The 21,446-nt window shown below is 70.3% G+C and carries 20 protein-coding genes; 3 read left to right on the top strand and 17 right to left on the bottom strand.

Going from position 1 to position 21,446, the window contains the following annotated elements:
- Nucleotides 1-23: 23 nt before the first annotated feature.
- Together ABXJ56_RS12055 and ABXJ56_RS12050 are read left to right on the top strand one after the other, a co-directional pair.
- Nucleotides 24-1,394, top strand: a complete 1,371-nt coding sequence (locus ABXJ56_RS12055; protein ID WP_353999897.1) for a hypothetical protein — start codon at nucleotides 24-26, stop codon at nucleotides 1,392-1,394.
- Between the two features lie 36 nt (nucleotides 1,395-1,430).
- Nucleotides 1,431-3,377, top strand: a complete 1,947-nt coding sequence (locus ABXJ56_RS12050; protein WP_353999896.1) for a S9 family peptidase — start codon at nucleotides 1,431-1,433, stop codon at nucleotides 3,375-3,377.
- Here ABXJ56_RS12050 and hflX read toward each other — a convergent pair.
- Nucleotides 3,374-4,894 carry a GTPase HflX gene (gene hflX / locus ABXJ56_RS12045; protein ID WP_353999895.1) on the bottom strand — a complete coding sequence of 507 codons (1,521 nt, stop codon included), beginning with the start codon at nucleotides 4,892-4,894 and terminating at the stop codon, nucleotides 3,374-3,376. The two genes, ABXJ56_RS12050 and hflX, sit on opposite strands and share 4 nt — an antisense overlap.
- A gap of 85 nt (nucleotides 4,895-4,979) precedes the next feature.
- Between hflX and ABXJ56_RS12040 the strand changes: the two genes are divergently transcribed.
- A complete protein-coding gene (locus ABXJ56_RS12040; RefSeq protein ID WP_353999894.1) occupies nucleotides 4,980-5,621 on the top strand; it encodes a class I SAM-dependent methyltransferase in 642 nt (213 codons plus the stop codon).
- Between the two features lie 2 nt (nucleotides 5,622-5,623).
- Here ABXJ56_RS12040 and dapF read toward each other — a convergent pair whose 3' ends face one another.
- From dapF to ABXJ56_RS11960, 16 genes are all read right to left on the bottom strand, one after another.
- Entirely contained in the window at nucleotides 5,624-6,496 is an 873-nt protein-coding gene (dapF, locus tag ABXJ56_RS12035; protein ID WP_353999893.1) for a diaminopimelate epimerase, read from the bottom strand.
- Nucleotides 6,497-6,506: 10 nt separating this feature from the next.
- Nucleotides 6,507-7,460, bottom strand: a complete 954-nt coding sequence (gene miaA, locus ABXJ56_RS12030) for a tRNA (adenosine(37)-N6)-dimethylallyltransferase MiaA (RefSeq protein WP_353999892.1) — start codon at nucleotides 7,458-7,460, stop codon at nucleotides 6,507-6,509.
- A complete protein-coding gene (gene miaB / locus ABXJ56_RS12025; protein WP_353999891.1) occupies nucleotides 7,457-8,998 on the bottom strand; it encodes a tRNA (N6-isopentenyl adenosine(37)-C2)-methylthiotransferase MiaB in 1,542 nt (513 codons plus the stop codon). Before miaB ends, miaA begins: the two co-directional genes overlap by 4 nt.
- Before the next feature lie 44 nt (nucleotides 8,999-9,042).
- A complete protein-coding gene (locus ABXJ56_RS12020; protein WP_353999890.1) occupies nucleotides 9,043-9,921 on the bottom strand; it encodes an ABC transporter permease in 879 nt (292 codons plus the stop codon).
- Entirely contained in the window at nucleotides 9,918-10,844 is a 927-nt protein-coding gene (locus ABXJ56_RS12015; protein WP_353999889.1) for an ABC transporter ATP-binding protein, read from the bottom strand. Before ABXJ56_RS12015 ends, ABXJ56_RS12020 begins: the two co-directional genes overlap by 4 nt.
- Nucleotides 10,845-10,906: 62 nt before the next feature.
- Nucleotides 10,907-11,581, bottom strand: coding sequence for a regulatory protein RecX (locus ABXJ56_RS12010; protein WP_353999888.1), 675 nt, complete (start codon nucleotides 11,579-11,581; stop codon nucleotides 10,907-10,909).
- A 31-nt stretch (nucleotides 11,582-11,612) separates the two neighbouring features.
- A complete protein-coding gene (gene recA, locus ABXJ56_RS12005) occupies nucleotides 11,613-12,662 on the bottom strand; it encodes a recombinase RecA (protein WP_353999887.1) in 1,050 nt (349 codons plus the stop codon).
- 238 nt (nucleotides 12,663-12,900) lie between these two features.
- The gene (locus ABXJ56_RS12000; RefSeq protein WP_353999886.1) at nucleotides 12,901-13,119 is read right to left on the bottom strand and encodes a DUF3046 domain-containing protein; all 219 of its coding nucleotides are present in this window, start codon (nucleotides 13,117-13,119) and stop codon (nucleotides 12,901-12,903) included.
- A gap of 14 nt (nucleotides 13,120-13,133) precedes the next feature.
- On the bottom strand, nucleotides 13,134-13,442 hold the full coding sequence (locus ABXJ56_RS11995) for a helix-turn-helix domain-containing protein (RefSeq protein WP_353999885.1): 309 nt from the start codon (nucleotides 13,440-13,442) through the stop codon (nucleotides 13,134-13,136).
- Between the two features lie 134 nt (nucleotides 13,443-13,576).
- Nucleotides 13,577-14,056: a CinA family protein gene (locus ABXJ56_RS11990; protein WP_353999884.1), complete on the bottom strand. Its 480-nt coding sequence runs from the start codon at nucleotides 14,054-14,056 to the stop codon at nucleotides 13,577-13,579.
- 2 nt (nucleotides 14,057-14,058) lie between these two features.
- Nucleotides 14,059-14,625: a CDP-diacylglycerol--glycerol-3-phosphate 3-phosphatidyltransferase gene (pgsA, locus tag ABXJ56_RS11985; protein ID WP_353999883.1), complete on the bottom strand. Its 567-nt coding sequence runs from the start codon at nucleotides 14,623-14,625 to the stop codon at nucleotides 14,059-14,061.
- A 32-nt stretch (nucleotides 14,626-14,657) separates the two neighbouring features.
- Nucleotides 14,658-17,348 (bottom strand): FtsK/SpoIIIE family DNA translocase, encoded by a 2,691-nt coding sequence (locus ABXJ56_RS11980; RefSeq protein ID WP_353999882.1) that lies wholly within the window; start codon nucleotides 17,346-17,348, stop codon nucleotides 14,658-14,660.
- Between the two features lie 60 nt (nucleotides 17,349-17,408).
- Nucleotides 17,409-17,903 (bottom strand): GNAT family N-acetyltransferase, encoded by a 495-nt coding sequence (locus ABXJ56_RS11975; protein WP_353999881.1) that lies wholly within the window; start codon nucleotides 17,901-17,903, stop codon nucleotides 17,409-17,411.
- Nucleotides 17,904-17,921: 18 nt separating this feature from the next.
- The gene (locus ABXJ56_RS11970; RefSeq protein WP_353999880.1) at nucleotides 17,922-19,598 is read right to left on the bottom strand and encodes a ribonuclease J; all 1,677 of its coding nucleotides are present in this window, start codon (nucleotides 19,596-19,598) and stop codon (nucleotides 17,922-17,924) included.
- A gap of 66 nt (nucleotides 19,599-19,664) precedes the next feature.
- Nucleotides 19,665-20,642: a 4-hydroxy-tetrahydrodipicolinate synthase gene (gene dapA, locus ABXJ56_RS11965; RefSeq protein WP_353999879.1), complete on the bottom strand. Its 978-nt coding sequence runs from the start codon at nucleotides 20,640-20,642 to the stop codon at nucleotides 19,665-19,667.
- Nucleotides 20,643-20,683: 41 nt separating this feature from the next.
- Nucleotides 20,684-21,445 carry an SDR family NAD(P)-dependent oxidoreductase gene (locus ABXJ56_RS11960; RefSeq protein ID WP_353999878.1) on the bottom strand — a complete coding sequence of 254 codons (762 nt, stop codon included), beginning with the start codon at nucleotides 21,443-21,445 and terminating at the stop codon, nucleotides 20,684-20,686.
- Between the last annotated feature and the right edge of the window lies 1 nt (nucleotide 21,446).

Raw genomic sequence — 21,446 nt, 5'->3', positions numbered from 1 at the left:
CGGCGGTGCTTCATGATGTCCCCATGAGCATGGAGTCCTCCGATCTTGCCGCGCTCGAGGCGCGCATCCGCGAGTTGGAGGCGGAGAACGCGCGTCTCTCCGTCGGTGTCCAGGCGATGGATGGGCGCGAGAGGACACCCGGCAGCAGAGCGCGCAGCGTCCTGTCCGCTCTCTGCATCGTCATCGCGGCGATCCTCGTGCCGGTCTCGATCGTGTCCGCCTGGACGCGCGTGCAGCTCGTGGACGAGGAGGCGTTCGTCGCGACCCTCGCGCCGCTCTCCTCCGACCCCGCAGTCCAGGGACTCATCGTCGACGAGACGATGGAGGCGATCGCGGACCAGGTCGATTTCGACGCCCTCACGGCCGAGGTGTTCTCCGCCGTGACGGATCTCGGGCTCCCGCCGCGCGCGGCCTCCGCCCTGGAGCTGCTCCAGCAGCCGGCGGCGGCCGGACTCGAGAGCCTCGTCCAGACGACGGTCACCCGCGTGGTCGCCTCCGACGCGTTCACCGATGTCTGGGCGACGGCGACGCGGGGCGCCCATCGTGCGCTCACCGCGGCAGCCACGTCCGACGGCGGCGGATTGGTCGTCCGTACCGACGAGGGAGTCGGGATTCAGCTCGGAGCCGTGGTGGAGCGGGTCAAGGCGAATCTCCAGGAGCGCGGCATCGGCGTCGCGTCCCTGATCCCCTCCGTCGACCGCGTGATCATCCTCGGCGACGGCCAGAATCTGGCGATGGTGCGAGCCGGGTACGCCGCCGCGGCCGTCGCGGGCTGGTGGTTGCCCGTCCTGACTCTCGCGCTCTTCGGCCTCGGCATCCTCCTCGCCCGTCGCCGCAGCGTGGCCGTCGTCGGCTCCGGTGTCGCGCTGGGCCTCGGCGCGGGGTCCCTCGCCGCCGGATTCGCCGTCGGCGTCGGCGTCATCGGCACGGTCGCGCAGGACGCCGGTCTCTCGCCGTCGGCGCTGGAGGTGATCTACGCGCAGATGGTCGCCGCGATGGCCCACTCCGCCTCCGTCGTCACGGTGGTGGGTGTCATCGTCGCCGTGGCGGGGTGGCTGCTCGGGCGATCGCGTCCGGCGCGAGCCCTTCGCGCAGCAGGAGGCCGCGCCGGTGCAGCCGCGCGCGCCCGCGTCGCGGCCTGGGGAATCGACACCGGCCGGTTCGGACTCTGGCTGGGCGCGCGTCGCGTGCTGGTCCGTGTCCTCCTCGCCGTCGCCGCGGTGCTCTGGCTGTTCGCCCTCCGCCCACTCGGCATCGGCGACGTCGTCGCCGTGGTCCTGACGACGCTCGCGGTGGCGGTGGTCCTCGAGGTCCTGCAGATCCGCCCCGGCAAGGATGCGGACGCCTTCGAGGCGTCACAGCGTCCCTCCGATGGGGTCCAGGCGGCGCCGTAGCCGCACACCCGGCGTTTTCGCTCTAGCGTGGATCGGGTGAGCACGCCGAAGGAAGACATCGCCCCCTCGTCCCCCGGATGGGGGACCTGGCCCTCGCCGTTGGATGCGCGGACGGTCGCTCGCTCGTCCCCGCGTCTGGAGGGGGCGCAGTTCGCCGGTTCACGGCGAGACGAGGTCTGGTGGGGCGAGTCCCTCCCTGACGAGGGCGGACGCATCGCCGTCCGCGCGCGCGGAGCGGACGGTTCGGTCCGCACCCTGCTCCCCGCTCCCTGGAATGCCCGCTCTCGCGTGCACGAATACGGCGGCGGCGCCTGGGCGGCCGACGGCGACGTGCTCCTGTTCGTCGAGAAGAGCGACCAGCGGATCTACGCGCTCGCCCCCGGTTCGATGCCGGTCGCCCTCACTCCGGAGGACCCGCGGGTTCGCTTCGGCGGCCTCAGCGTCCAGAATGGCCGGCTGCTCGCCGTGCGGGAGGTCGTCGACTCTCCCGTTCGGCGCGACATCGTCGATATCCCGATGACCGGCGCATCGGGCGCGGGTGCCGCGGCACCCGCGGTCCTGGCGACGGGGAGCGACTTCCTCGCCCATCCCGCGCTCTCCCCCGACGGCGGCCGCATCGCGTGGATCGCGTGGAACCACCCCGACATGCCGTGGGATCGCGCGGAGCTGCGCATCGCCGGGCTCGGGGCACCCGCCGGCGCGGGCCGGGCCATCACGGACGGACTGTCCTCTCCGCTGCAGCCGACGTGGCTCGACGACGGGACGCTTCTGTACGCCGACGATCCCGACGGCCGATGGAACCTGCAGCGCCACGACGTCGCCAGCGGGACGACGACGCCCGTCGCCGCGGCCGATGCCGACACCGGCGGCCCGCTCTGGGTCCTCGGCAGCCGGTGGTTCGGCCCGCTCGAGGACGGTCGCATCGTCGCGGTGCGCACCCACGGCGGCGACGAGGTGGTCGTCCTGGCCGCGGACGGGAGCGCCCGTCCCCTGCCCGTCGACGTCGTGGCCGCCGCGGCGATCGAGGACTCTTCCGGAACCGAGGTTCTCGTCACCGGCACCACGCGCGACGGGACGCCGGCTCTGTGGCTGATCGATGCGGACGCTCCCGAGTCCGCGGTGCGCATCGCCGGGGACACTCCCCCGTGGCCGGCGGCGTTCACGCCGGTCGCCCGGCCGGTCACCGTCGACGGTCCCCACGGGCCCGTGCACGCGTTCGACTTCCCCCCGACCCATCCAGACGCCCCCGCCTCCGCCCCCCAGGAGCCCCCACCCTACGTCGTGTTCGTGCACGGGGGACCGACCGCCCACGTCGGCGGCGCCGCATCCGGGAAGATCGCCTACCTCACCAGTCGCGGCATCGGAGTGCTCGATGTCAACTACGGAGGCTCGACGGGGTACGGCCGCGCGTACCGCGAGCGACTCCGGGGCGCCTGGGGCATCGTGGATGTCGACGATGTCGTCGCCGTCGTCCGCGCCCTGGGCGCGGAGGGTCGCCTCGATCCGGATCGGGTGGCCATCGCGGGCGGATCGGCCGGCGGCTGGACCGTGCTTCGGGCGGTCAGCGGAACCGAGGTCTTCGCGGCCGGCATCAGCCGCTACGGGGTCGCGGATCTGCGCCTTCTCGCGGCCGAGACGGAGGACTTCGAATCGCGCTACCTCGACGGACTCGTCGGGCCCCTTCCCGAGGCCGAGGCCCGTTACATCGAACTGTCGCCCCTCACGCGGCCCGAGGACTTCCGCACTCCGCTGCTGTTGGAGCAGGGCACGGAGGACGCCGTCGTCCCGCCGTCGCAGTCCGAAGCCGTCCGGGACGCTCTCGCCGCGGCCGGCGTTCCGCACGCCTACCTGCTGTTCGACGGCGAGGGCCATGGATTCCGCCGGGCCGAGACGATCGAGCGGGCACTGGAGGCGGAACTGGCGTTCCTCGGGGCGGTCTTCGGGTTCACGCCCCGGGACGTCCCGCCGCTGGCGCTGGATTAGTTCCGGAGGAACGGCGCGAGGCGCGCAGCGAGGTGCTCGCCGACCCGCGCATGGACCGCGGTGCCTTCCTCCTCGTGCTCCTCCGCGAGGATCATGCCGTGCTCGTGGATCGCCGAGACCAGTTCGCCGCGGTCGTAGGGCACGAGGGCACGCACCTCGACCGCGGGAAGCGGCAGCGCCGCCTCGATCGTCGCGCGGAGCTCGTCGACACCCTCGCCCGTCCGCGAGGATGCGAAGACCGCGTCCGGCTCGAGACCGCGCAGAAGCAGCCGTGCGTCGTCGTCGAGAAGATCGCTCTTGTTGAACACGACGATCTCGGGGAGATCGCGCGCGCCGACATCGCCGATGACATCACGCACGGTTGCCAGCTGTGCTGCGGGATCGGGGTGGGCACCGTCGACGACGTGCAGGATGACATCGGCCTGTCCCACCTCCTCCAGGGTCGACCGGAACGCCTCGACCAGCTGGTGGGGAAGATTCCGCACGAACCCGACCGTGTCCGTCAGCGTGTACACACGACCGTCCTCCGCCTCGGACCGGCGCACGGTCGCGTCGAGCGTCGCGAAGAGGGCGTTCTCGACGAGGACACCCGCGCTGGTGAGGCGATTGAGGAGGCTGGACTTCCCCGCATTGGTGTAGCCGGCGATGGCGACCGAGGGGATCGTGTTGCGACGGCGCTCGGCACGCTTGGCGTCCCGTGCCGGCGCGAAGTCACGGATCTGCCGACGCAGCTGCGCCATGCGGGTGCGGATGCGGCGACGATCGAGTTCGATCTTGGTCTCTCCGGGACCGCGCGACCCCATGCCCGCGCCGCCGGCCCCGACCTGCCCGCCCGCCTGGCGGGACATCGAGTCGCCCCACCCGCGCAGCCGCGGCAGCAGGTACTCGAGCTGGGCGAGTTCGACCTGCGCCTTGCCCTCGCGGCTCTTGGCGTGCTGGCTGAAGATATCGAGGATCACCGTGGTCCGGTCGATGACCTTGACCTTCACGACGTCCTCGAGCGCACGACGCTGGCTCGGGGCGAGCTCGGTATCGGCGATGACGGTGTCGGCGCCGACGGCCGCGACGATGTCGCGCAGCTCTTCGGCCTTGCCCCGCCCCACGTAGGTCGCCGGATCCGGATGCGGGCGGCGCTGCAGAACGCCGTCCAGCACGACGGCGCCGGCCGTCTCGGCGAGCGCCGCGAGCTCGCGCAGCGAGTTCTCGGCATCCTCGGTCGCTCCCTGGGGGTGTACGCCGACCAGGACGACGTTCTCCAGGCGCAACTGCCGGTACTCGACCTCGGTGACGTCCTCGAGCTCCGTGGACAGGCCCGGGACGCGTCGCAGCGCCGCGCGCTCCTCGCGATCCCACTGGTCACCGTCGCTGTCCGCACCGTAGGTGGTCGCGGAGTCCTGCAGAGCCTGCGCGTTCCCGAACACCCGTGCACCGGAGCGGACTTCGGCGTGCGAGAGCACGCGATCCACCGGGTCCACCGGCTGGTCGTCGGCGGTGGGCGGTGTGGTGTGGTGCGTCATCAGTTCCTTCCGGGATGCCGGGGCCCGGGCATCCGTGAATTCTAGCCTCCCGCGCAGACGGCGTCCTCCGCTACGCTCGGGAGCCATGGGAAGCGACCATTACTTCAGTGCTTCCCCCGCCAGTCCGGAGAACCTGCGGCGTATCCGCGTGGTCCTCCACGGACGGGAGGTCGAGGTCTTGACCGCCGGCGGCGTGTTCAGCCCCGACCACGTCGACTCGGGCACCGCGGTGCTCCTGGCGAACACGCCCCCTCCCCCCGCGGGGGGTCATCTGCTCGACATCGGCAGCGGGTGGGGACCCATCGCTCTGTCCCTGGCCATGGCGTCACCGCACGCGACGATCTGGGCCGTCGACGTCAATGAGCGCGCCCTGGACCTTGTACGCCGCAATGCCGAGAATCTTGGACTCCCCCAGGTCAACGCCGTGCGCCCCGAGGATGTTCCCGACGACATCGTGTTCCGATCCATCCGCTCGAACCCGCCGATCCGCGTCGGCAAGAACGAGCTGCACGGTCTCCTCGAGAAGTGGATCCCGCGTCTCGACGAGCGATCGGACGCGTGGCTCGTCGTGCAGCGGAACCTCGGATCGGACTCACTGCAGCGCTGGCTCGCCGCGACGTTCGATCGGGGGTACAGCGTCCACCGGGCCGCGACCGGACGCGGCTTCCGCGTGCTGCGGGTGCGACGCCACGGCACCCCGCCGACGGAGCCGATCTCGCTCCCTTGATATCAGGCGAGGGAGATCTCGCCCGAGAAGACCAAGGACGCCGGGCCCGACAGGAGGACATGGAGCGCGCCGTCCACGTCCACGGTGCGCACGCCGAGCGACCCGCCCGGGACCTCGACGTTCCACCGATCCGGTGCCGCCGGTCCCGCCCAGTCGCGGACGGCGAGCGCGGAGGCGGCGACGCCTGTCCCGCAGCTGAGCGTCTCCCCGACGCCGCGTTCGAACACCCGCATCCGGATCATGCCGACGCCGTCGCGCACCAGGGGGTCGCCGGGCACGACGAACTCGACGTTGGCACCGTGCCGAGGTGCCGGGTGCAGCTGGGGCACGGCGGTGAGATCCAGCTCCTCCAGCTCGCGCTCGTCCGGGAGCGCCACCACGACATGGGGGTTTCCGACATCGATACCGAGACCCGGCCGCGGTGCACCGCCGCCGCGCACGCGGACGAGGACGTCACCGGCGTCCACCTGCCACGCGCCGAGATCGACTTCGAAGCCGCGCTCGTGTCGCGTGACGGTCTTGATCCCGGCACGGGTGCCGATCCGCACAGGCCCCGCATCCGGATCCGCCCATCCGACGTCGGCCAGATAGCGGGCGAAGACGCGGATGCCGTTGCCGCACATCTCGGCGGCCGAGCCGTCGGCGTTCCGGTAGTCCATGAACCACTCCACGCCCGCCGCCGCCGACTCTGCCCCCTCGGCGATGCGCTCCGCGCGGACGACACGGAGGATCCCGTCGCCGCCGATGCCGAATCGGCGGTCGCACAGCACGGCGACCTGGTCATCGGTCAGCCGGAGTGCGCCGTCCGGGTCGGGGACGATCACGAAGTCGTTCCCCGTGCCGTGGCCTTTGGTGAACGGGACGGTCTGCGGCATGCGCACCAGTCTAGGCGCGCGAGGTCGGCGCCTCCGGTGCCGCATCCACGAGGGCGGCGGCGTCCGGGGCGGGTGCGAGCCAGCGGACCCCCTCGTAGCGCCGGAACCACGACACCTGCCGCCGCGCGTACCGCCGGGTCAGGGCCTGCGACCGCGCGATCGCCTCGTCGCGCGTGAGCAGCCCGTCGAGCTCGTCGGCGGCCTGGGCGTAGCCGATCGCGCGTCGGGCGGTGGTTCCGCGATCCCACCCCTCGGCGCGGAGGTCCCTGACCTCGTCGAGGAGTCCGTCCTGCCACATCTGCTCGACCCGAGAGTCGAGCCGTACGACGAGCTCCTCCCTCGGGCTCGTCAGCCCGAGGATGCGCGTGTCGCCGTGCCAGAGCGCCGGGGCCTCGGGAAGACTCGCCCCGTGCGTCGTCTCGCCCTGGTCGAGGATCTCCAGCGCGCGGACGATCCGGCGACCGTTCTGGGGGTCGATCCGCGCGGCGGTCTGCGGGTCGCGCGCGCGGAGCAGCGCGTAGAGGGTGCCCGGGCCGGATCGCTCGAGCTCCGCTTCCCAGCGCGCGCGTGCCTCGTCGTCCCGCGGGGGGAAGCGGAAGTCGTGGATGACGCTCGACACGTACAGGCCCGATCCCCCGACGAGGATCGCATCCTGGCCCCGCGCGAAGATCTCCGCGATCACCTGCCTCGCCCGGGGTTGATACCACGCGACGGCGGCATCCTGGGTGACGTCGAGCTCGTCGAGAAGATGATGCGGGATGCCGCGGCGTTCCCCGGGCGGGATCTTCGCCGTGCCGATGTCCATCCCGCGGTACACCTGCATCGCGTCGGCGTTGACGATCTCGGCGCCGCGGCCCGAACGGACAAGCGCCTCGGCCAGATCGAGGGAGAAGGCGGACTTGCCCGTCCCGGTGGCCCCGACGACCACCCAGAGGCGCGTACCGGACTCTTCGGAGACGGTCACGCCTCGACGCGGAGGAGGGGAAGGCCGAGCGAGACCGCGCGCGGTGCTCCGGCGGGCGCCGCCACTCCGCAGGACTCGGCCTGCCTGCGGTCCCACGCATCCCCCGACCGCGTCCGCCGGATCCGCAGGGAACCGCCGGAGGGCGCATCGGCGAGCAGATGGAACGGGGCGGCGTGCGTGATGACGACGCGGACCGCATCTCCGGGACGCGGGATCTCGGAGCCGTCCGGCACCTCGAAGTGGACGAGGCGGTTGTCCTCGGCACGACCGGTCAGGCGGCGCGTCGCAGCATCCTTCTTCCCTTCGCCCGCCGACACCAGGACCTCGACCTCTCGCCCGAGCTGGGCCTGGTTCTCCTCGAGGGAGATCCGCTCCTGGAGGGCCACGAGCCGCTCATAGCGCTCCTGCACGACCTCCTTCGGCACCTGGTCGGGCATGGTCGCCGCCGGTGTGCCCTCGCGGATCGAATACTGGAAGGTGAAGGCGCTGGCGAATCGCGCCTGCTCCACGACCCGCAGGGTGTCCTGGAAGTCCTCCTCGGTCTCGCCGGGGAAGCCGACGATGATGTCCGTCGAGATCGCCGCGTGCGGCATCCGCGCTCGCACCCGGTCGAGGATCCCGAGGAACCGCTCGCTGCGGTAGGACCGTCGCATGGCCTTGAGGACCCGATCGCTGCCGGACTGCAGCGGCATGTGCAGCTGCGGCATCACGGACGGCGTCTCCGCCATCGCGTCGATCACATCGTCGGTGAACGCCGCCGGGTGAGGGCTCGTGAACCGGATCCGCTCGAGACCGGGGATCTCCCCCGCGGCTCGCAGCAGCTTCCCGAACGCGTGGCGGTCACCGAACTCCACCCCGTAGGAGTTCACGTTCTGTCCGAGCAGCGTGACCTCCACGGCGCCGTCGTCGACGAGGAGTCGGATCTCGTTCAGGATGTCGCCCGGACGGCGGTCCTTTTCCTTGCCGCGAAGGCTCGGCACGATGCAGAACGTGCAGGTGTTGTTGCACCCCACCGAGATCGAGACCCACCCGCTGTGCACGGAGTCGCGCTTGGTCGGCAGTGTCGACGGGAACACATCGAGGGCCTCGAGGATCTCCAGTTCGGCTGCTTCGTTGTGGCGCGCCCGCTCGAGCAGGCTCGGGAGGGAACCCATGTTGTGGGTGCCGAAGACGACGTCGACCCAGGGCGCCTTGTCGAGGACCGCGTCCTTGTCCATCTGCGCCATGCATCCGCCGACGGCGATCTGCATGCCTTCGTGCTTGTCCTTGCGCGACTTCAGGTGCCCGAGGGTGCCGTAGAGCTTTCCGGCGGCATTGTCGCGGACCGCGCAGGTGTTGATCACGATCACGTCGGCCTCGCTGCCGGCGTCCGCCCGCACGTAACCGGCGCTCTCGAGCGAACCGGACAGACGCTCGGAATCATGGACGTTCATCTGGCAGCCGAAGGTGCGGACTTCGTACGTGCGAATGCGGCCGTCCGCGGCGCGGGCAGCAGGCGACGGCGCGATGAGGGTGGGCGCAGAAGAGGGGGAAGACATGATGGCGGATATTCTACGATCCGCGGCTGAGGGCGACGCGAGATTCAGCGCACGACGGTGCGGATGCGGGCCGCCGCGAGCGCCGTGAACCCGACCGCGACGGCCACCAGCACGGCGACGGCGACACCGACGGTCAGCTGCGTGTCCCCCACGAAGAGGTCCACCCCGTAGAACTCCCGCAGGCTCTCCTCGGCGGTGGCGTTGCCGTCGCTGAGGACCGCGAGGGAGTCCTGGGTGAACGGACGTCGCAGCAGCATCGCGGCCTGCGAGAACGGCAGCACGTTGATGACGTCGACGACGGAAGCCGGCAGCGATCCCACGGGGATGTAGGCGCCGGCGATGAATCCGATCGCCGTGCCGACCACCGTCGACAGGGCCGAGAACGCACTCGTGCTGCGGACGAAGGATGCCGCGAAGGCGGAGATCGAAGTGAAGGCCGCACAGCACAGGGCCATCAGCGCCACGAGCGTCGCGATCTGCTCGACGCTCAGCCACGTCCCATCGACCAGACCGAGGTAGAGGAGACTGACGACGAGCACGACGGTCGACATGATCAGCGCCACCGCGATGGCCGCCAGGAGGTAGCCCAGCACGATGTCGCTGCGTCGGATGGGCGCGACGAGGAAGTCGCCGAAACGCCCGCTCTGGCTGTCCTCGACCAGGGCGGAGAGCGCCCCGAGACCCGTCGTGATCGTCGTCAAGAGGATGATGCCGGCGAACATCCAGGTGTTGATGAACGCCGTCACCTCCTCGGGTGTCGCCTGGGGGAACTGCTGCTCGAGGCCGTCCGTCTGGAGTCGAGCCAGGAAGAGGGTGTAGAGGACGAACAGGATCAGCCCGCTCAGCAGAGAGAAGAAGACGTTCATCCGGTCACGGAAGAAGACCCGAAGATTGCGCCCAACGAGGGCACCGACCACGCTCACGACGACTCCCCCTCGTCGGCTGCGCCGGATCGCCCGGTGAGGGCGAGGAAGACATCGTCCATACGGCCGTGGCGGAACTCGAAGTCGGCGACGTCGCCCTCGTGTGCGCGCAGGATCTCCATCGCCTCCGCAGCCCCGGGAACGATCAGGACGCTGACGTCCCCGTCCTGCTCGACCTCCCACCCGCGTGCGCCCGCGAGAGCGGCCAGGCGACGCGGAGCGGTCGAGGTGATCCGCAGCACGCTGCGGCTGTGGATCGCCCGCAGCTGTGTCGGTGTGCCCTCCGCGACGATGCGCCCGTGATCGATGACGCAGACGCGGTCCGCCTCTTCGGTCTCCTCCATGTAGTGCGTGGTGAGGAACACGGTCAGCCCCCGCTGACGGCGGAGCATCTGGATGGTGGACCACACGGAGGTGCGGCTCGCCGGATCGAGACCGGCGGTCGGCTCGTCCAGGAAGAGGATCTCGGGCTCGTGGAGGAGCGCGCGGGCGATGTCCGCTCGGCGCTTCTGTCCGCCGGACAGTCGTCCGTACCGGCGATCCAGGAACTCCTCCAGTTCGAGCAGCTCGGACAGCTCCGCGATCCGCTCGCGGCCGCGGCTGCGCGAGAGGTGGGCCAGCCGCGCACGGAGCACGAGGTTCTCCCGGACGGTGAGGTCGGCGTCGAGTATCGACGCTTGGAAGACCACGCCGATGGACTGGCGCGCACGTCGGGACTCGGTGCGGACATCATGGCCCGCCACGACCACCATTCCGCGGTCGAACGGCTTCAACGTCGTCAGACACGCGATGGTGGTCGATTTCCCCGCCCCGTTGCTGCCGAGGAAGGCGAAGACCTCTCCCGCCCCCACGGAGAACGAGATGTCGTCGACAGCGCGCACGGCGCGATAGCTCTTGCTCAGGCCTTCGACGCGAATCGCCATGTGCCCCTCCCGCGGGTCGGATCGAGTCTGGCATACCCCGCAGGGCCCGGGCGTCGGGCGTCTCAGCTGTCGCGGAAACGCACCTTCTGCGGCGATGCGAGCTCGTCCAGAGCAGTGCGCGCCGCACTGCCCACGACCGAGCCGCTGAACCCCCGGCGCGCCAGCTGGCCCATCAGACGTCGGAGTGCGGCCTCGCGTTCCACCTGATGCAGGGACCGCGCCTTCGTGCGGGCGAAGTCCAACGCGCGCTCGGCCTCGTCGTCCTCGTCGAGCACCGCCATCGCCTCGTCGGCGACCTCGCGGGGGATGCCCCGTGCCGTCATCGCCTGCGCGATCGCACGACGTCCCTGCCTCTTGCGATCGAGGCCGACGTGCATGATCTGCTCCGCGAGTCGCGCATCGTCCAGGTAGCCGCGCGCCGTGCACACCGCGACGATCCGCGCGACCATCTCGTCGGAGATGTCCTGGTCGACCAGGAATCCGCGGGCCTCGCGACAGGACAGCTGGCGCGTGCGCAGCCGCTTGACCAGGGCCCGCTCGGCCGCCTCCGCGGCTTCGTCATCATCCCCCGAACGAGGGACCGGGTCCGCCACCCAGGAAGGATGCCAGGACGGCTGCTCCGCCGGACGCCCCGAGCAGTCGGCGTCCCGCCCGTCACGCCCGAAGAGCGGGATCACCGGCGCCAGGTCAGCGGATTCCCCCGCCGACCCGGCGCCGTTCTGCCTGTGCTCCGTCATCGAACACCCGCAGCCGTCGTAGAGATGTGCGTCACGCGGGACGTCGAGCGGCGAGCTCGTCGGCCGTCGCCGTGTCCGTCCGCGCGCCGCCGATTCCGAGCTTGTCCTTGATCTTGGACTCGATGTCTGCGGCCGTCTCGGGGTTCTTGAGCAGGAAGTTCCGCGCGTTCTCCTTGCCCTGCCCGAGCTGCTCGCCGTCGTACGTGTACCAGGCTCCGGACTTCTTCACGATCGCGTGTTCGACTCCGAAGTCGATCAGGCTGCCCTCCCGGGAGATCCCGACACCGTACAGGATGTCGAACTCCGCCTGCTTGAAGGGCGGCGCCATCTTGTTCTTGACGACCTTCACACGGGTGCGGTTACCCACCGCATCCGTTCCGTCCTTGAGGGTTTCGATACGACGGATGTCCAACCGGACGGACGCGTAGAACTTCAGGGCCTTGCCGCCGGCGGTGGTCTCGGGAGAACCGAAGAAGACACCGATCTTCTCGCGCAGCTGGTTGATGAAGATCATGGTGGTGTTGGTCTGGTTGAGACCACCGGTCAGCTTCCGCAGCGCCTGGGACATCAGACGAGCCTGCAGGCCGACGTGGGAATCACCCATCTCGCCCTCGATCTCGGCCTTCGGCACGAGAGCCGCGACGGAGTCGATGACGACGAGGTCGATGGCACCGGAGCGGACGAGCATGTCGGCGATCTCGAGGGCCTGTTCACCGGTGTCGGGCTGGGAGACCAGAAGGGAGTCGATGTCGACGCCGAGCTTCTGCGCGTAGTCCGGGTCGAGGGCGTGCTCCGCGTCGATGAACGCGGCGATGCCTCCGGCGCGCTGGACGTTCGCGATCGCGTGGAGCGTCAGCGTCGTCTTACCCGAGGACTCCGGGCCGTAGATCTCGATGATGCGGCCACGCGGGAGTCCCCCGATGCCGAGCGCGACGTCGAGCGCGATGGACCCGGTCGGAACCACTTCGACGGGGGCGCGCTCGTCGCTGCCGAGGCGCATGACCGACCCCTTCCCGAACTGCCGGTCGATCTGAGCGAGGGCTGACTCGAGAGCCTTCTCGCGGTCAACGGGTGATGGCATGACGTGCTCCTTCTGCTCGTGTTCCGTCGCCTGTAGGCTGTCGCGCCCCCTTCCGACGGGAGGGGTGCTGCGACAAGGCGGGGGTGTCGTTCGACGCTGTCCACGTTAGGGAGGGGCTCCGACATTCCTCGCCGGCCCCGCTCGTTCGGTGGACAGGCAGTCACCCGACACCCGCTGTGGAGGAGCATACGCCGACATCGAACACTTCTTCGATGACACGCCGGAGGTGCGGGCGGGATCAGCGTTTCGGCTCGCGTCGCCCGACGCCGTGCCTGCGCGCCTCGGGCACGTCCGCCTCCGCGCACAGCGCGAGCCACACCGCTCGAGGCGATTCGCCGAGCCGAAGCGCCTCGCGTGCCGTCACCTGCCAGGGCGGCAGGATCAGATCGTCGACGAGGACTCGACCTCTCGGCCCGAATTCGTCATCGACGGCGCGATCGAATTCACTGCGGCGCACAGAAGATCAGCGGTTCAGCGCAGCGAGAGCTCGGCGTCGACCGAAGCGACGAGGTCGTCGGGAACGACGTCCGGGAACGTCTGGAGCCCCTCCAGTACCGACAGGCGGTCACCCACCTGCCGCATGATCGTGGAGATGGGGACATCCAGCGCTTCGGCCACAGCGGCGAGGATCTCGCTGGACGCTTCCTTCTGTCCGCGTTCGACCTCGCTCAGATATCCGAGCGCGACGCTCGCGCGACTGGCGACTTGACGAAGGGTGCGGCCCTTCTGCTGACGGAGATCGCGAAGGACTTCGCCGATCTCTTGACGTACCAGGATCATTTCGGGCCCCCTCCTCACTGCTGACTCCGCCGCCGTCCGGGTGGACAACGGTACATCACCGAACGATGCCAATCTAATCCCCCGGGACTGGGGAATGGGTGGGAATCACCGAATGTAACGCGGGCGCAACACGCCTATTCCCACGCAATCCGCCCGACCGCGTCGGCCGCGAGCAGGAGCGCTCGACGAACCGTCTCCGAGCGGATCTCGGCCCGGCTCCCGCTCAGGGAGAGACGCAGGCCGGCAACGCCGCCGGGGGTCGCCACGCAGAGATGCACCGTACCCACCGGCTGCCCGTCCTGAGGGTCCGGACCCGCGACGCCGGTCGTCGCGATCCCGACGTCGGCCGCGAACAGACGCCGTGCACCCTCGGCCATCTGACCGGCGACGTCCGGATCGACCGCGCCGACCCGCTCCGTCAGCGCCGGATCGACGCCGAGGACGGAGACCTTGCACTCCGTCGCGTAGGCGACGACGCCGCCGCGCACCGTGGCCGACGCCCCGGGGACCCCGGTGAGTTCGGCGCAGACGAGCCCGCCGGTGAGCGACTCCGCACACGCGACCGTCCACCCGCGTTCTCTCAGCGCAGCGAGGAGGGTGGCGGCATCCGTCATGATCAGCGGGCGCGCCGACGCGCCCCACGCACCTCGGTGACGACGTAGTCGATGCCGCTGGCGATGGTGAGGATGACGGCCGCCGCCATCGCGACGCCGTTGAGCCAGAAGATCCATTCGCCCACGATCGTCCACAGCGGCAGCAGTGCGAGGGACAGGGCCAGCGCCTGCGCCATCGTCTTCAGCTTCCCCATCCAGGCGGCGGCGAGGACGTGATCGCTGACGACGACGAATCGGTAGATCGTGATGCCGATCTCACGGACGAGCACCACCACGGTGATCCACCACGGAAGCTCCGCCAGGATCGAGAGGCCGACGAACGCGAAGCCCGTCAGCACCTTGTCGGCGATCGGGTCGAGGAGCTTTCCGAGGTCGGTGACGATCTCGTACCGTCGCGCGAGGTAGCCGTCCAGACCGTCCGTGGCGATCGCGACGATGAACAGCGCCGCGGCCCACCAGCGCAGCGGCCCGGCGTCGCCGCCGTCGGCCAGCAGCATCCACAGGAACACCGGTGCGCACAGAATCCGCACGACGGTGATCGCGTTCGGCAGCTGACGGGGAATGGTCACGCGCCGAGCCTATCGTCCACGCTGCGTGCGGTTCAGTCCCTGCCCGTGAGACCCCAGGCGTCCTCCGAGCCCTCGTCGCCGTCGACGACGGGCACGCCGTCGAACTGGGCGTCGACCGCGTCGGCGCCGTACGGGTCGGCGTCGGCACCGTCGGGGACGTCGTCGCCGCGCAGGCGCGCGAGGACGGCGGGGAGCTGCTCACCGGTCACGAGCACGTCGCGGGCCTTGGACCCCTCGGACGGCCCGACGATCTCGCGCGACTCCAGCAGGTCCATGAGGCGACCGGCCTTGGCGAACCCGACGCGGAGCTTCCGCTGCAGCATCGAGGTCGAACCGAACTGCGTGGACACCACGAGCTCCGCCGCAGCGAGGAGCAGCTCGAGGTCGTCGCCGATGTCGGCGTCGATCTCCTTCTTCTCCGCCGCCGCCTGGACGTCCGACCGGTACTCCGGCCGAGCCTGGGCCGTGACGTGGGCGACGACCGTCTCGATCTCCTTCTCGCTCACCCACGCGCCCTGGACGCGCAGCGCCTTGGAGGTGCCCATCGGCAGGAAGAGGCCGTCGCCCTGTCCGATCAGGCGGTCGGCGCCGGGCTGATCCAGGATGACGCGCGAGTCCGTGACGCTGGTCACCGCGAACGCGAGCCGCGAGGGCACGTTCGCCTTGATGAGCCCGGTGACGACGTCGACCGAGGGACGCTGGGTGGCGAGGACCAGGTGGATGCCGCTCGCGCGGGCGAGCTGGGTGATGCGGACGATGGAGTCCTCCACGTCGCGCGGCGCGACCATCATGAGGTCGGCGAGCTCATCGACCACCACCAGGAGGTACGGGTAGGGCTTCAGGACCCGCTCGCTCCCCGGCGGGACGTTCACCTCGCCTGCGACCACCGCCTTGTTGAAGTCGTCGATGTGACGGAACCCGAACGACGCGAGGTCGTCGTACCGCATGTCCATCTCCTTGACGACCCACTGCAGCGCCTCCGCGGCCTTCTTGGGGTTCGTGATGATGGGCGTGATGAGGTGCGGGACACCGGCGTACGAGGTCAGCTCCACGCGCTTCGGATCGATGAGCACCATGCGCACGTCGGCGGGCTTCGCGCGCATGAGCAGGCTCGTGATCATCGAGTTGACGAAGCTCGACTTGCCGGATCCGGTGGAGCCCGCGACGAGGAGGTGGGGCATCTTCGCGAGGTTGGCAACGACGTAGCCGCCGCCGACGTCCTTTCCCACGCCGATGGTCATGGGATGCGTGGACTGCGCTGCCGCCTGGGACCGGAGGACGTCGCCGAGGGTGACGATCTCGCGGTCGGAGTTCGGGATCTCGACGCCGATCGCGCTCTTGCCCGGGATCGGGGCGAGGATGCGGACCTCGTTGGAGGCCACCGCGTAGGCGATGTTGTTCGTCAGCGCAGTGATGCGCTCCACCTTGACCCCGGGACCGACCTCGATCTCGTACTGGGTGACGGTCGGCCCGCGCGAGAAGCCGGTGACGCGCGCGTCGACCTGGAACTGATCGAAGACGTTCGTGATGGCCCGGACGACGGCGTCGTTCGCCTCGGAGCGCGCCTTGTGGGGCGTGCCCGCGGCGAGTGCGACCACCGAGGGGAGGCGGTAGGACGCGCCGCCGACCGGTTCGTCCTGCGTCGCGATGCCGTCGAGGCCGGGAAGCTCGGCGTCGCGCCCGGAGTCCGACGCGTCGTCGTCGCGCAGTCCCGTCGCCGAGCGCTCGGCCGCCCGGGAGGCGCCGGCCAGCACGTTCGGGTCGATCACCTCGGTGACCGCGTCGGCGGGGGCGACCGGAAGGGGCGGCACCGGCGGCGTGATGGCCTGTTCGAACCCGCCCTCGCCACCGCCGGGGTTCAGCAGCGCCGTGAGGTCGTGGGTGCCGAGGCCGTCGTCCGGATCCTTCTCGCGCCCTGTGCGGTTGCGACGCCACCACGGCAGACCGGGATCGGCGTCCTCGTCCGTCTCATCGTCGGTCGGCTGCCGCTTCGCGCGGCGGTCCTCCGCCGCTTCCTCCGGGTCCGCGCCGAACATCCACGCGTACAGCTCCCCCAGGCGCCGGCCGATGCGGTTGGGCGGGGTCTTGGTGATGATGAGGAGGCTCAGCGTCGCAAGGATTCCCAGCACGATGTAGGCGCCCACGTCCGTGAGGACGAGCGCGAGGGGCTCGGCGATCATCCACCCGAAGAGACCACCGGCCTCACTGAGGGCGGGGAGGCCCGCGCTCGGCTGCGGGCGGGCACCGGCGACGTGACAGAAGCCCGCGACGGCGAGGACGAACAGTCCGAATCCGATCCCGATGCGACCGTTGTCGTGCACCGAGGAGGGATGCCGGAACATCCAGCCCGCGAGCAGAAGCAGCAGGACCGGCAGGATGAAGGCCTCGCGCCCGACGAGGGCGCCGACCGAGTAGGCGCTGATGAGCCGCGCGGCCTCGGTGCCGATGAGGAACCACTCGACCGCGGCGCCGAGGACGGCGAGCAGCACCAGGAGCAGCGGGAAGCCGTCGCGGCGCTGCTCCTTCTCCAGCGTCTCGGGCCCGAAGGCCCGGAAGAGACCGCCGACCGCATGGGCGACCCCGAGCCAGACTCGCACCGCGACGGGCGGGCGGTCGACATCGTCGACGTAGCGCTTCGGCGCCGGCTCGGGCTTCGGGGCGCGCGAGGACGAGGAGCGGGAGGAGGCGCGTCCTCTCGTGGGCGCGGCGGAGCTCTTGGGCATCCCCCCACGGTAAGCGCCCTCGCCGGCAACGTCGGGCAACCACGCGGCGCTTCGCCGGGCTCAGCGCAGTCGCTTGACCATCGTGTCCCGGCCGAGACCGCTCTGGGTGACCGCGAAGCCCTCGCTCCGATACAGGGTGACGGCGAAGTTGTCCCGCTCGACGCTGAGACTCAGCCGCGCGTATCCCTGCGCGCGGGCGCTCTCGCACAGACGCTGCAGGAGCGCGCGTCCGACACCGTGCGCGCGCCAGATGGGACGGACCCCGATGATGAGCTCCGGGACGCCCGTGCCGACCCAGCCGAATCCCGGCTCGCTCCGCGGCAGCATCCGGTACCAGGCCGCCCCGACGGGATCACCGTGCAGGTCCTCCGCGACGAAGCCCGTATCGCCCGGCCGCATCCATCCGATCAGGTACCGGCTGTGCTCGGGCGAGGACATGACCTCGTGACGCGGTCGCGCCCGTCCGCCGCGCCAGTTCGCCGCCTCCACCACCATGTCGCCCAGGAAGCCGCCGTCGGACTGCGCGGCGGGGCGGATGCGGAAGCGGGCGGCCATGCCCGGGATCTTAGGGGATCAGGCCTCGATCACGAGGGGCACGATCATGGGCCTGCGCCGGAGGCTCTGGTTGACCCAGCGCCCGATGGTGCGGCGCACGACCTGGGAGAGCGCGTGCGTGTCGCGCACACCCGACTGCGCGGCCTCGGCCAGTGCCGCGGCGATCTTCGGCTTGACGCCGTTGAAGACCGCGTCGTCCTCCGCGAAGCCCCGCGCGTGGATCTCCGGGCCCGAGACGACCTTGCCCGTGGCGGCGTCCACGACCACGATGACCGAGATGAACCCCTCTTCCCCGAGGATGCGACGATCCTTCAGGTCCGCGTCCGTGATCTCGCCCACGGTGGAGCCGTCGACGTAGACGTACCCGATGTCGAGCTGACCCACCACCTGCGCCCGCCCGTCCTTCAGGTCGACGACCGTGCCGTTCTCGGCGAGGATCGTCCGGTCCGCGGGGATGCCGGTGTCCTGGGCGAGCCGGGCGTTGGCCATCAGGTGCCGGTACTCGCCGTGAACGGGGAGGACGTTGCGCGGCTTCAGGATGTTGTAGCAGTAGAGCAGCTCTCCCGCCGCCGCATGTCCCGAGACGTGCACCTTGGCGTTGCCCTTGTGCACGACGTTCGCCCCGAGCTTGGTGAGCCCGTCGATCACGCGGTAGATGGCGTTCTCGTTACCGGGGATCTGGCTGGAGGCGAGGATCACGGTGTCACCCGGGCCGGGCTCGATCTCGTGGTCGAGATTCGCCATCCGCGACAGCACGGCCATCGGCTCGCCCTGCGAACCGGTGGACATGTAGACGATCCGATCGTCGGGAAGGTCCCGGGCCTTCTTGTAGTCGATCAGCACTCCCTCGGGCACGGTGAGGTAGCCGAGGTCGGCGGCGATCCCCATGTTGCGCACCATGCTGCGTCCGAGCAGCGCCACGCGCCGACCGTGGGCGTGGGCGGCGTCCAGAACCTGCTGCACCCGGTGGACGTGACTGGAGAAGCTGGCCACGATGACACGACGCGGTGCGCGTGCGATGACTTGCTCGAGGACCGGACCGATCTCGCGCTCGAGCGGGGTGAATCCCGGCACGTCGGCGTTGGTCGAGTCGACGAGGAAGAGGTCAACCCCTTCCTCTCCGAGCCGGGAGAAGGCGCGCAGGTCGGTCAGCCGGCCGTCGAGCGGCAGCTGGTCCATCTTGAAGTCTCCGGTCGCGAGGACCATACCCGCAGGCGTGCGCACGGCCACGGCGAGCGCGTCGGGGATCGAATGGTTGACCGCGATGAACTCGAGCTCGAACGGCCCCAGCTGCTCGACCTGCCCCTCGCGCACGGTGAGGCTGTAGGGCCGGACGCGATGCTCCTTCAGCTTCGCCTCGGTCAGGGCGAGGGTGAGGCCGGAGCCGACGATGGGGATGTCGTTCTTGATCTTCAGCAGATACGGGACGGCGCCGATGTGGTCCTCGTGTCCGTGGGTGAGGACGACGCCGACGACGTCGTCCAGCCGGCTCCGGATGGGCTCGAAGTCCGGCAGGATCAGATCCACGCCCGGCTGGTGCTCCTCGGGGAAGAGCACGCCGCAGTCGATGATCAGCAGCTTTCCGGCGTACTCGAAAACGGTCATGTTCCGGCCGACCTCGCCGAGACCGCCGAGCGGGAACACCCGCAGGGTGCCTTCGGGGAGTGCGGGCGGGTCGTAGACAGTGGTGGGCATGCGTTCGCCTCCTCGGGATGCCGCGGCATCCCCTCGTTCACTCCGCGCCCGCCGGCGCGAAGGCTCTCATCTGGTGGTGCCCGACACCCTGGGGAGGGCGCCGCCGGCGGCGGCGTTGCGATCGGGACGGAAGTTCGAGAAGTCGACCCCGGGGACCTCGCGGACGAGGGCGAGCTCGTCCTCGATGACGGCTGCCTCCCATTCCTCGGGGCCGACCAGGGGCAGGCGCACCCGAGGGCTGCCGATGCGACCGAGGCCGTGGAGGATGTACTTGGCCGAGACGGTGCCGGGGACGTGGGTCATCACGGCGCGCACCAGGGGCTCGAGTCCGCGATGCGCGGCGGTCGCCGCGTGGAGGTCACCGCGGTTGACCGCGTCGACGATCTCGCGGTACGGCTGAGGAGCGATGTTCGCCGTCACCCCGATGAGTCCGCTCGCCCCGATCGCGAGGTGCGGAAGCACGTTGGCGTCGTCGCCGGAGAAGTACATCAGGTCGGTCTGGTTCAGCACGCGGCTGACCTCGCTGAAGTCCCCCTTGGCGTCCTTGATCGCGAGGATGTTCGGGTGCTTGGCGAGCCGCAGAATCGTCTCGTACCGGATCGGCACCCCGGTGCGGCCCGGGATGTCGTAGAGGATCACCGGGAGATCCGTCGCATCCGCGACGAGCCGGAAGTGCGTCAGGATCCCCGCCTGGGTCGGCTTGTTGTAGTACGGCGTGACGATCATGATGCCGTCGGCACCTGCGCGCTCGCTCGCCTTGTAGAGCTCGATCGCGTGCGCGGTCTCGTTCGATCCGCCGCCGGTGATGATCGCGGCGCGGCCGGACGAGACCGACTTGCCCACCTCGACGAGACGTAGCTTCTCGGCATCCGTCAGGGTGGAGGTCTCTCCGGTGGTGCCTGTGACGACGATGCCGTCGGCACCCGCGCCGATGACGTCGTCGATGTGCTTCTCCACCGCGGGCCAGTCGACCTCGCCGTCCGCGGTCATCGGGGTGACCAGCGCGACGAGCACCTGTCCGAAGGGGTTGCCCGAATGCGTCATGGTCTCAGGGTATCGGGGTTCGTCCGACCCGCACGTCCGCCTCAGCGGCCGCTCTCGCCCACGCGCGCCGCGAGCGTCGACGGGACGACCCGGGTCAGCGCCACCAGAAGGCGGTAGCGCAGAGACGGGATGCTGACCGGCCGCCCCCGGGCGGCATCGCGCAACGAGGCCCGCACGACGAACGCCGCGTTCAACCAGAGACCAGCCGGCACTCCCTCGGACCCTGCCTCGAGCCCCATCCGGCGGTGGAAGTCGGTGTGCGTGAATCCGGGACAGACGGCCGTGACGGTCACCCCGCGCGGGGCGTAGCGCGCGTTCGCCCAGCGACTGAAGCTGACGATCCACCCCTTGGCCGCTCCGTAGGTCGAGCGGGGGATGAACGCGGCGACGGACGCGATGTTGAGGATCCGACCGGATCCGCGCGCGCACATGCCCTCGAGGGCGGCATGCATGAGCCGCATGGGCACCTCCACGTGCAGCGCAAGGTGCGCCGCCTCCGCCTCTATGTCGTTCCGCTCGAAGTCCAGCGGCAGTCCGAAGCCGGCGTTGTTGACGAGCACCTCCACCGGCTGCGCGGCCGATCGCAGACGTGTCTCGACCGCCGCGCGCTCTCCGGCGTCGAGGAGGTCGGCCGCCAGCACCTCGACATGGACCCCGTGCCGGGATCGGATCTCGTGCGCCAGCGCGTCGAGCGCGGCGCGGTCGCGAGCGACCAGCACCACATCGGCGCCGCGGGCGGCCAACTGACGGGCGTACTCGACGCCGATGCCCGAGCTCGCGCCGGTGATCACAGCCGTGGGCATC

Origin of the sequence: Microbacterium aurantiacum (genome assembly GCF_040532595.1) — a bacterium.
Classification (GTDB): Bacteria; Actinomycetota; Actinomycetes; order Actinomycetales; family Microbacteriaceae; genus Microbacterium; species Microbacterium chocolatum_B.
The sequence above is the reverse complement of the archived record's forward strand: the minus strand, read 5'-3'. Positions and strand labels throughout refer to the sequence as shown.

Excerpts from the sequence above, each read along its gene's own strand:
- ABXJ56_RS12055 (WP_353999897.1), top strand. The coding sequence starts at position 24 with ATGAGCATGGAGTCCTCCGATCTTGCCGCGCTCGAGGCGCGCATCCGC.
- hflX (WP_353999895.1), bottom strand. The coding sequence starts at position 4,894 with ATGACGCACCACACCACACCGCCCACCGCCGACGACCAGCCGGTGGAC.
- ABXJ56_RS12040 (WP_353999894.1), top strand. The coding sequence starts at position 4,980 with ATGGGAAGCGACCATTACTTCAGTGCTTCCCCCGCCAGTCCGGAGAAC.
- dapF (WP_353999893.1), bottom strand. The coding sequence starts at position 6,496 with ATGCCGCAGACCGTCCCGTTCACCAAAGGCCACGGCACGGGGAACGAC.
- miaB (WP_353999891.1), bottom strand. The coding sequence starts at position 8,998 with ATGTCTTCCCCCTCTTCTGCGCCCACCCTCATCGCGCCGTCGCCTGCT.
- ABXJ56_RS12015 (WP_353999889.1), bottom strand. The coding sequence starts at position 10,844 with ATGGCGATTCGCGTCGAAGGCCTGAGCAAGAGCTATCGCGCCGTGCGC.
- ABXJ56_RS12010 (WP_353999888.1), bottom strand. The coding sequence starts at position 11,581 with ATGACGGAGCACAGGCAGAACGGCGCCGGGTCGGCGGGGGAATCCGCT.
- recA (WP_353999887.1), bottom strand. The coding sequence starts at position 12,662 with ATGCCATCACCCGTTGACCGCGAGAAGGCTCTCGAGTCAGCCCTCGCT.
- ABXJ56_RS11995 (WP_353999885.1), bottom strand. The coding sequence starts at position 13,442 with ATGATCCTGGTACGTCAAGAGATCGGCGAAGTCCTTCGCGATCTCCGT.
- ABXJ56_RS11990 (WP_353999884.1), bottom strand. The coding sequence starts at position 14,056 with ATGACGGATGCCGCCACCCTCCTCGCTGCGCTGAGAGAACGCGGGTGG.
- ABXJ56_RS11980 (WP_353999882.1), bottom strand. The coding sequence starts at position 17,348 with ATGCCCAAGAGCTCCGCCGCGCCCACGAGAGGACGCGCCTCCTCCCGC.
- ABXJ56_RS11975 (WP_353999881.1), bottom strand. The coding sequence starts at position 17,903 with ATGGCCGCCCGCTTCCGCATCCGCCCCGCCGCGCAGTCCGACGGCGGC.
- ABXJ56_RS11970 (WP_353999880.1), bottom strand. The coding sequence starts at position 19,598 with ATGCCCACCACTGTCTACGACCCGCCCGCACTCCCCGAAGGCACCCTG.
- dapA (WP_353999879.1), bottom strand. The coding sequence starts at position 20,642 with ATGACGCATTCGGGCAACCCCTTCGGACAGGTGCTCGTCGCGCTGGTC.
- ABXJ56_RS11960 (WP_353999878.1), bottom strand. The coding sequence starts at position 21,445 with ATGCCCACGGCTGTGATCACCGGCGCGAGCTCGGGCATCGGCGTCGAG.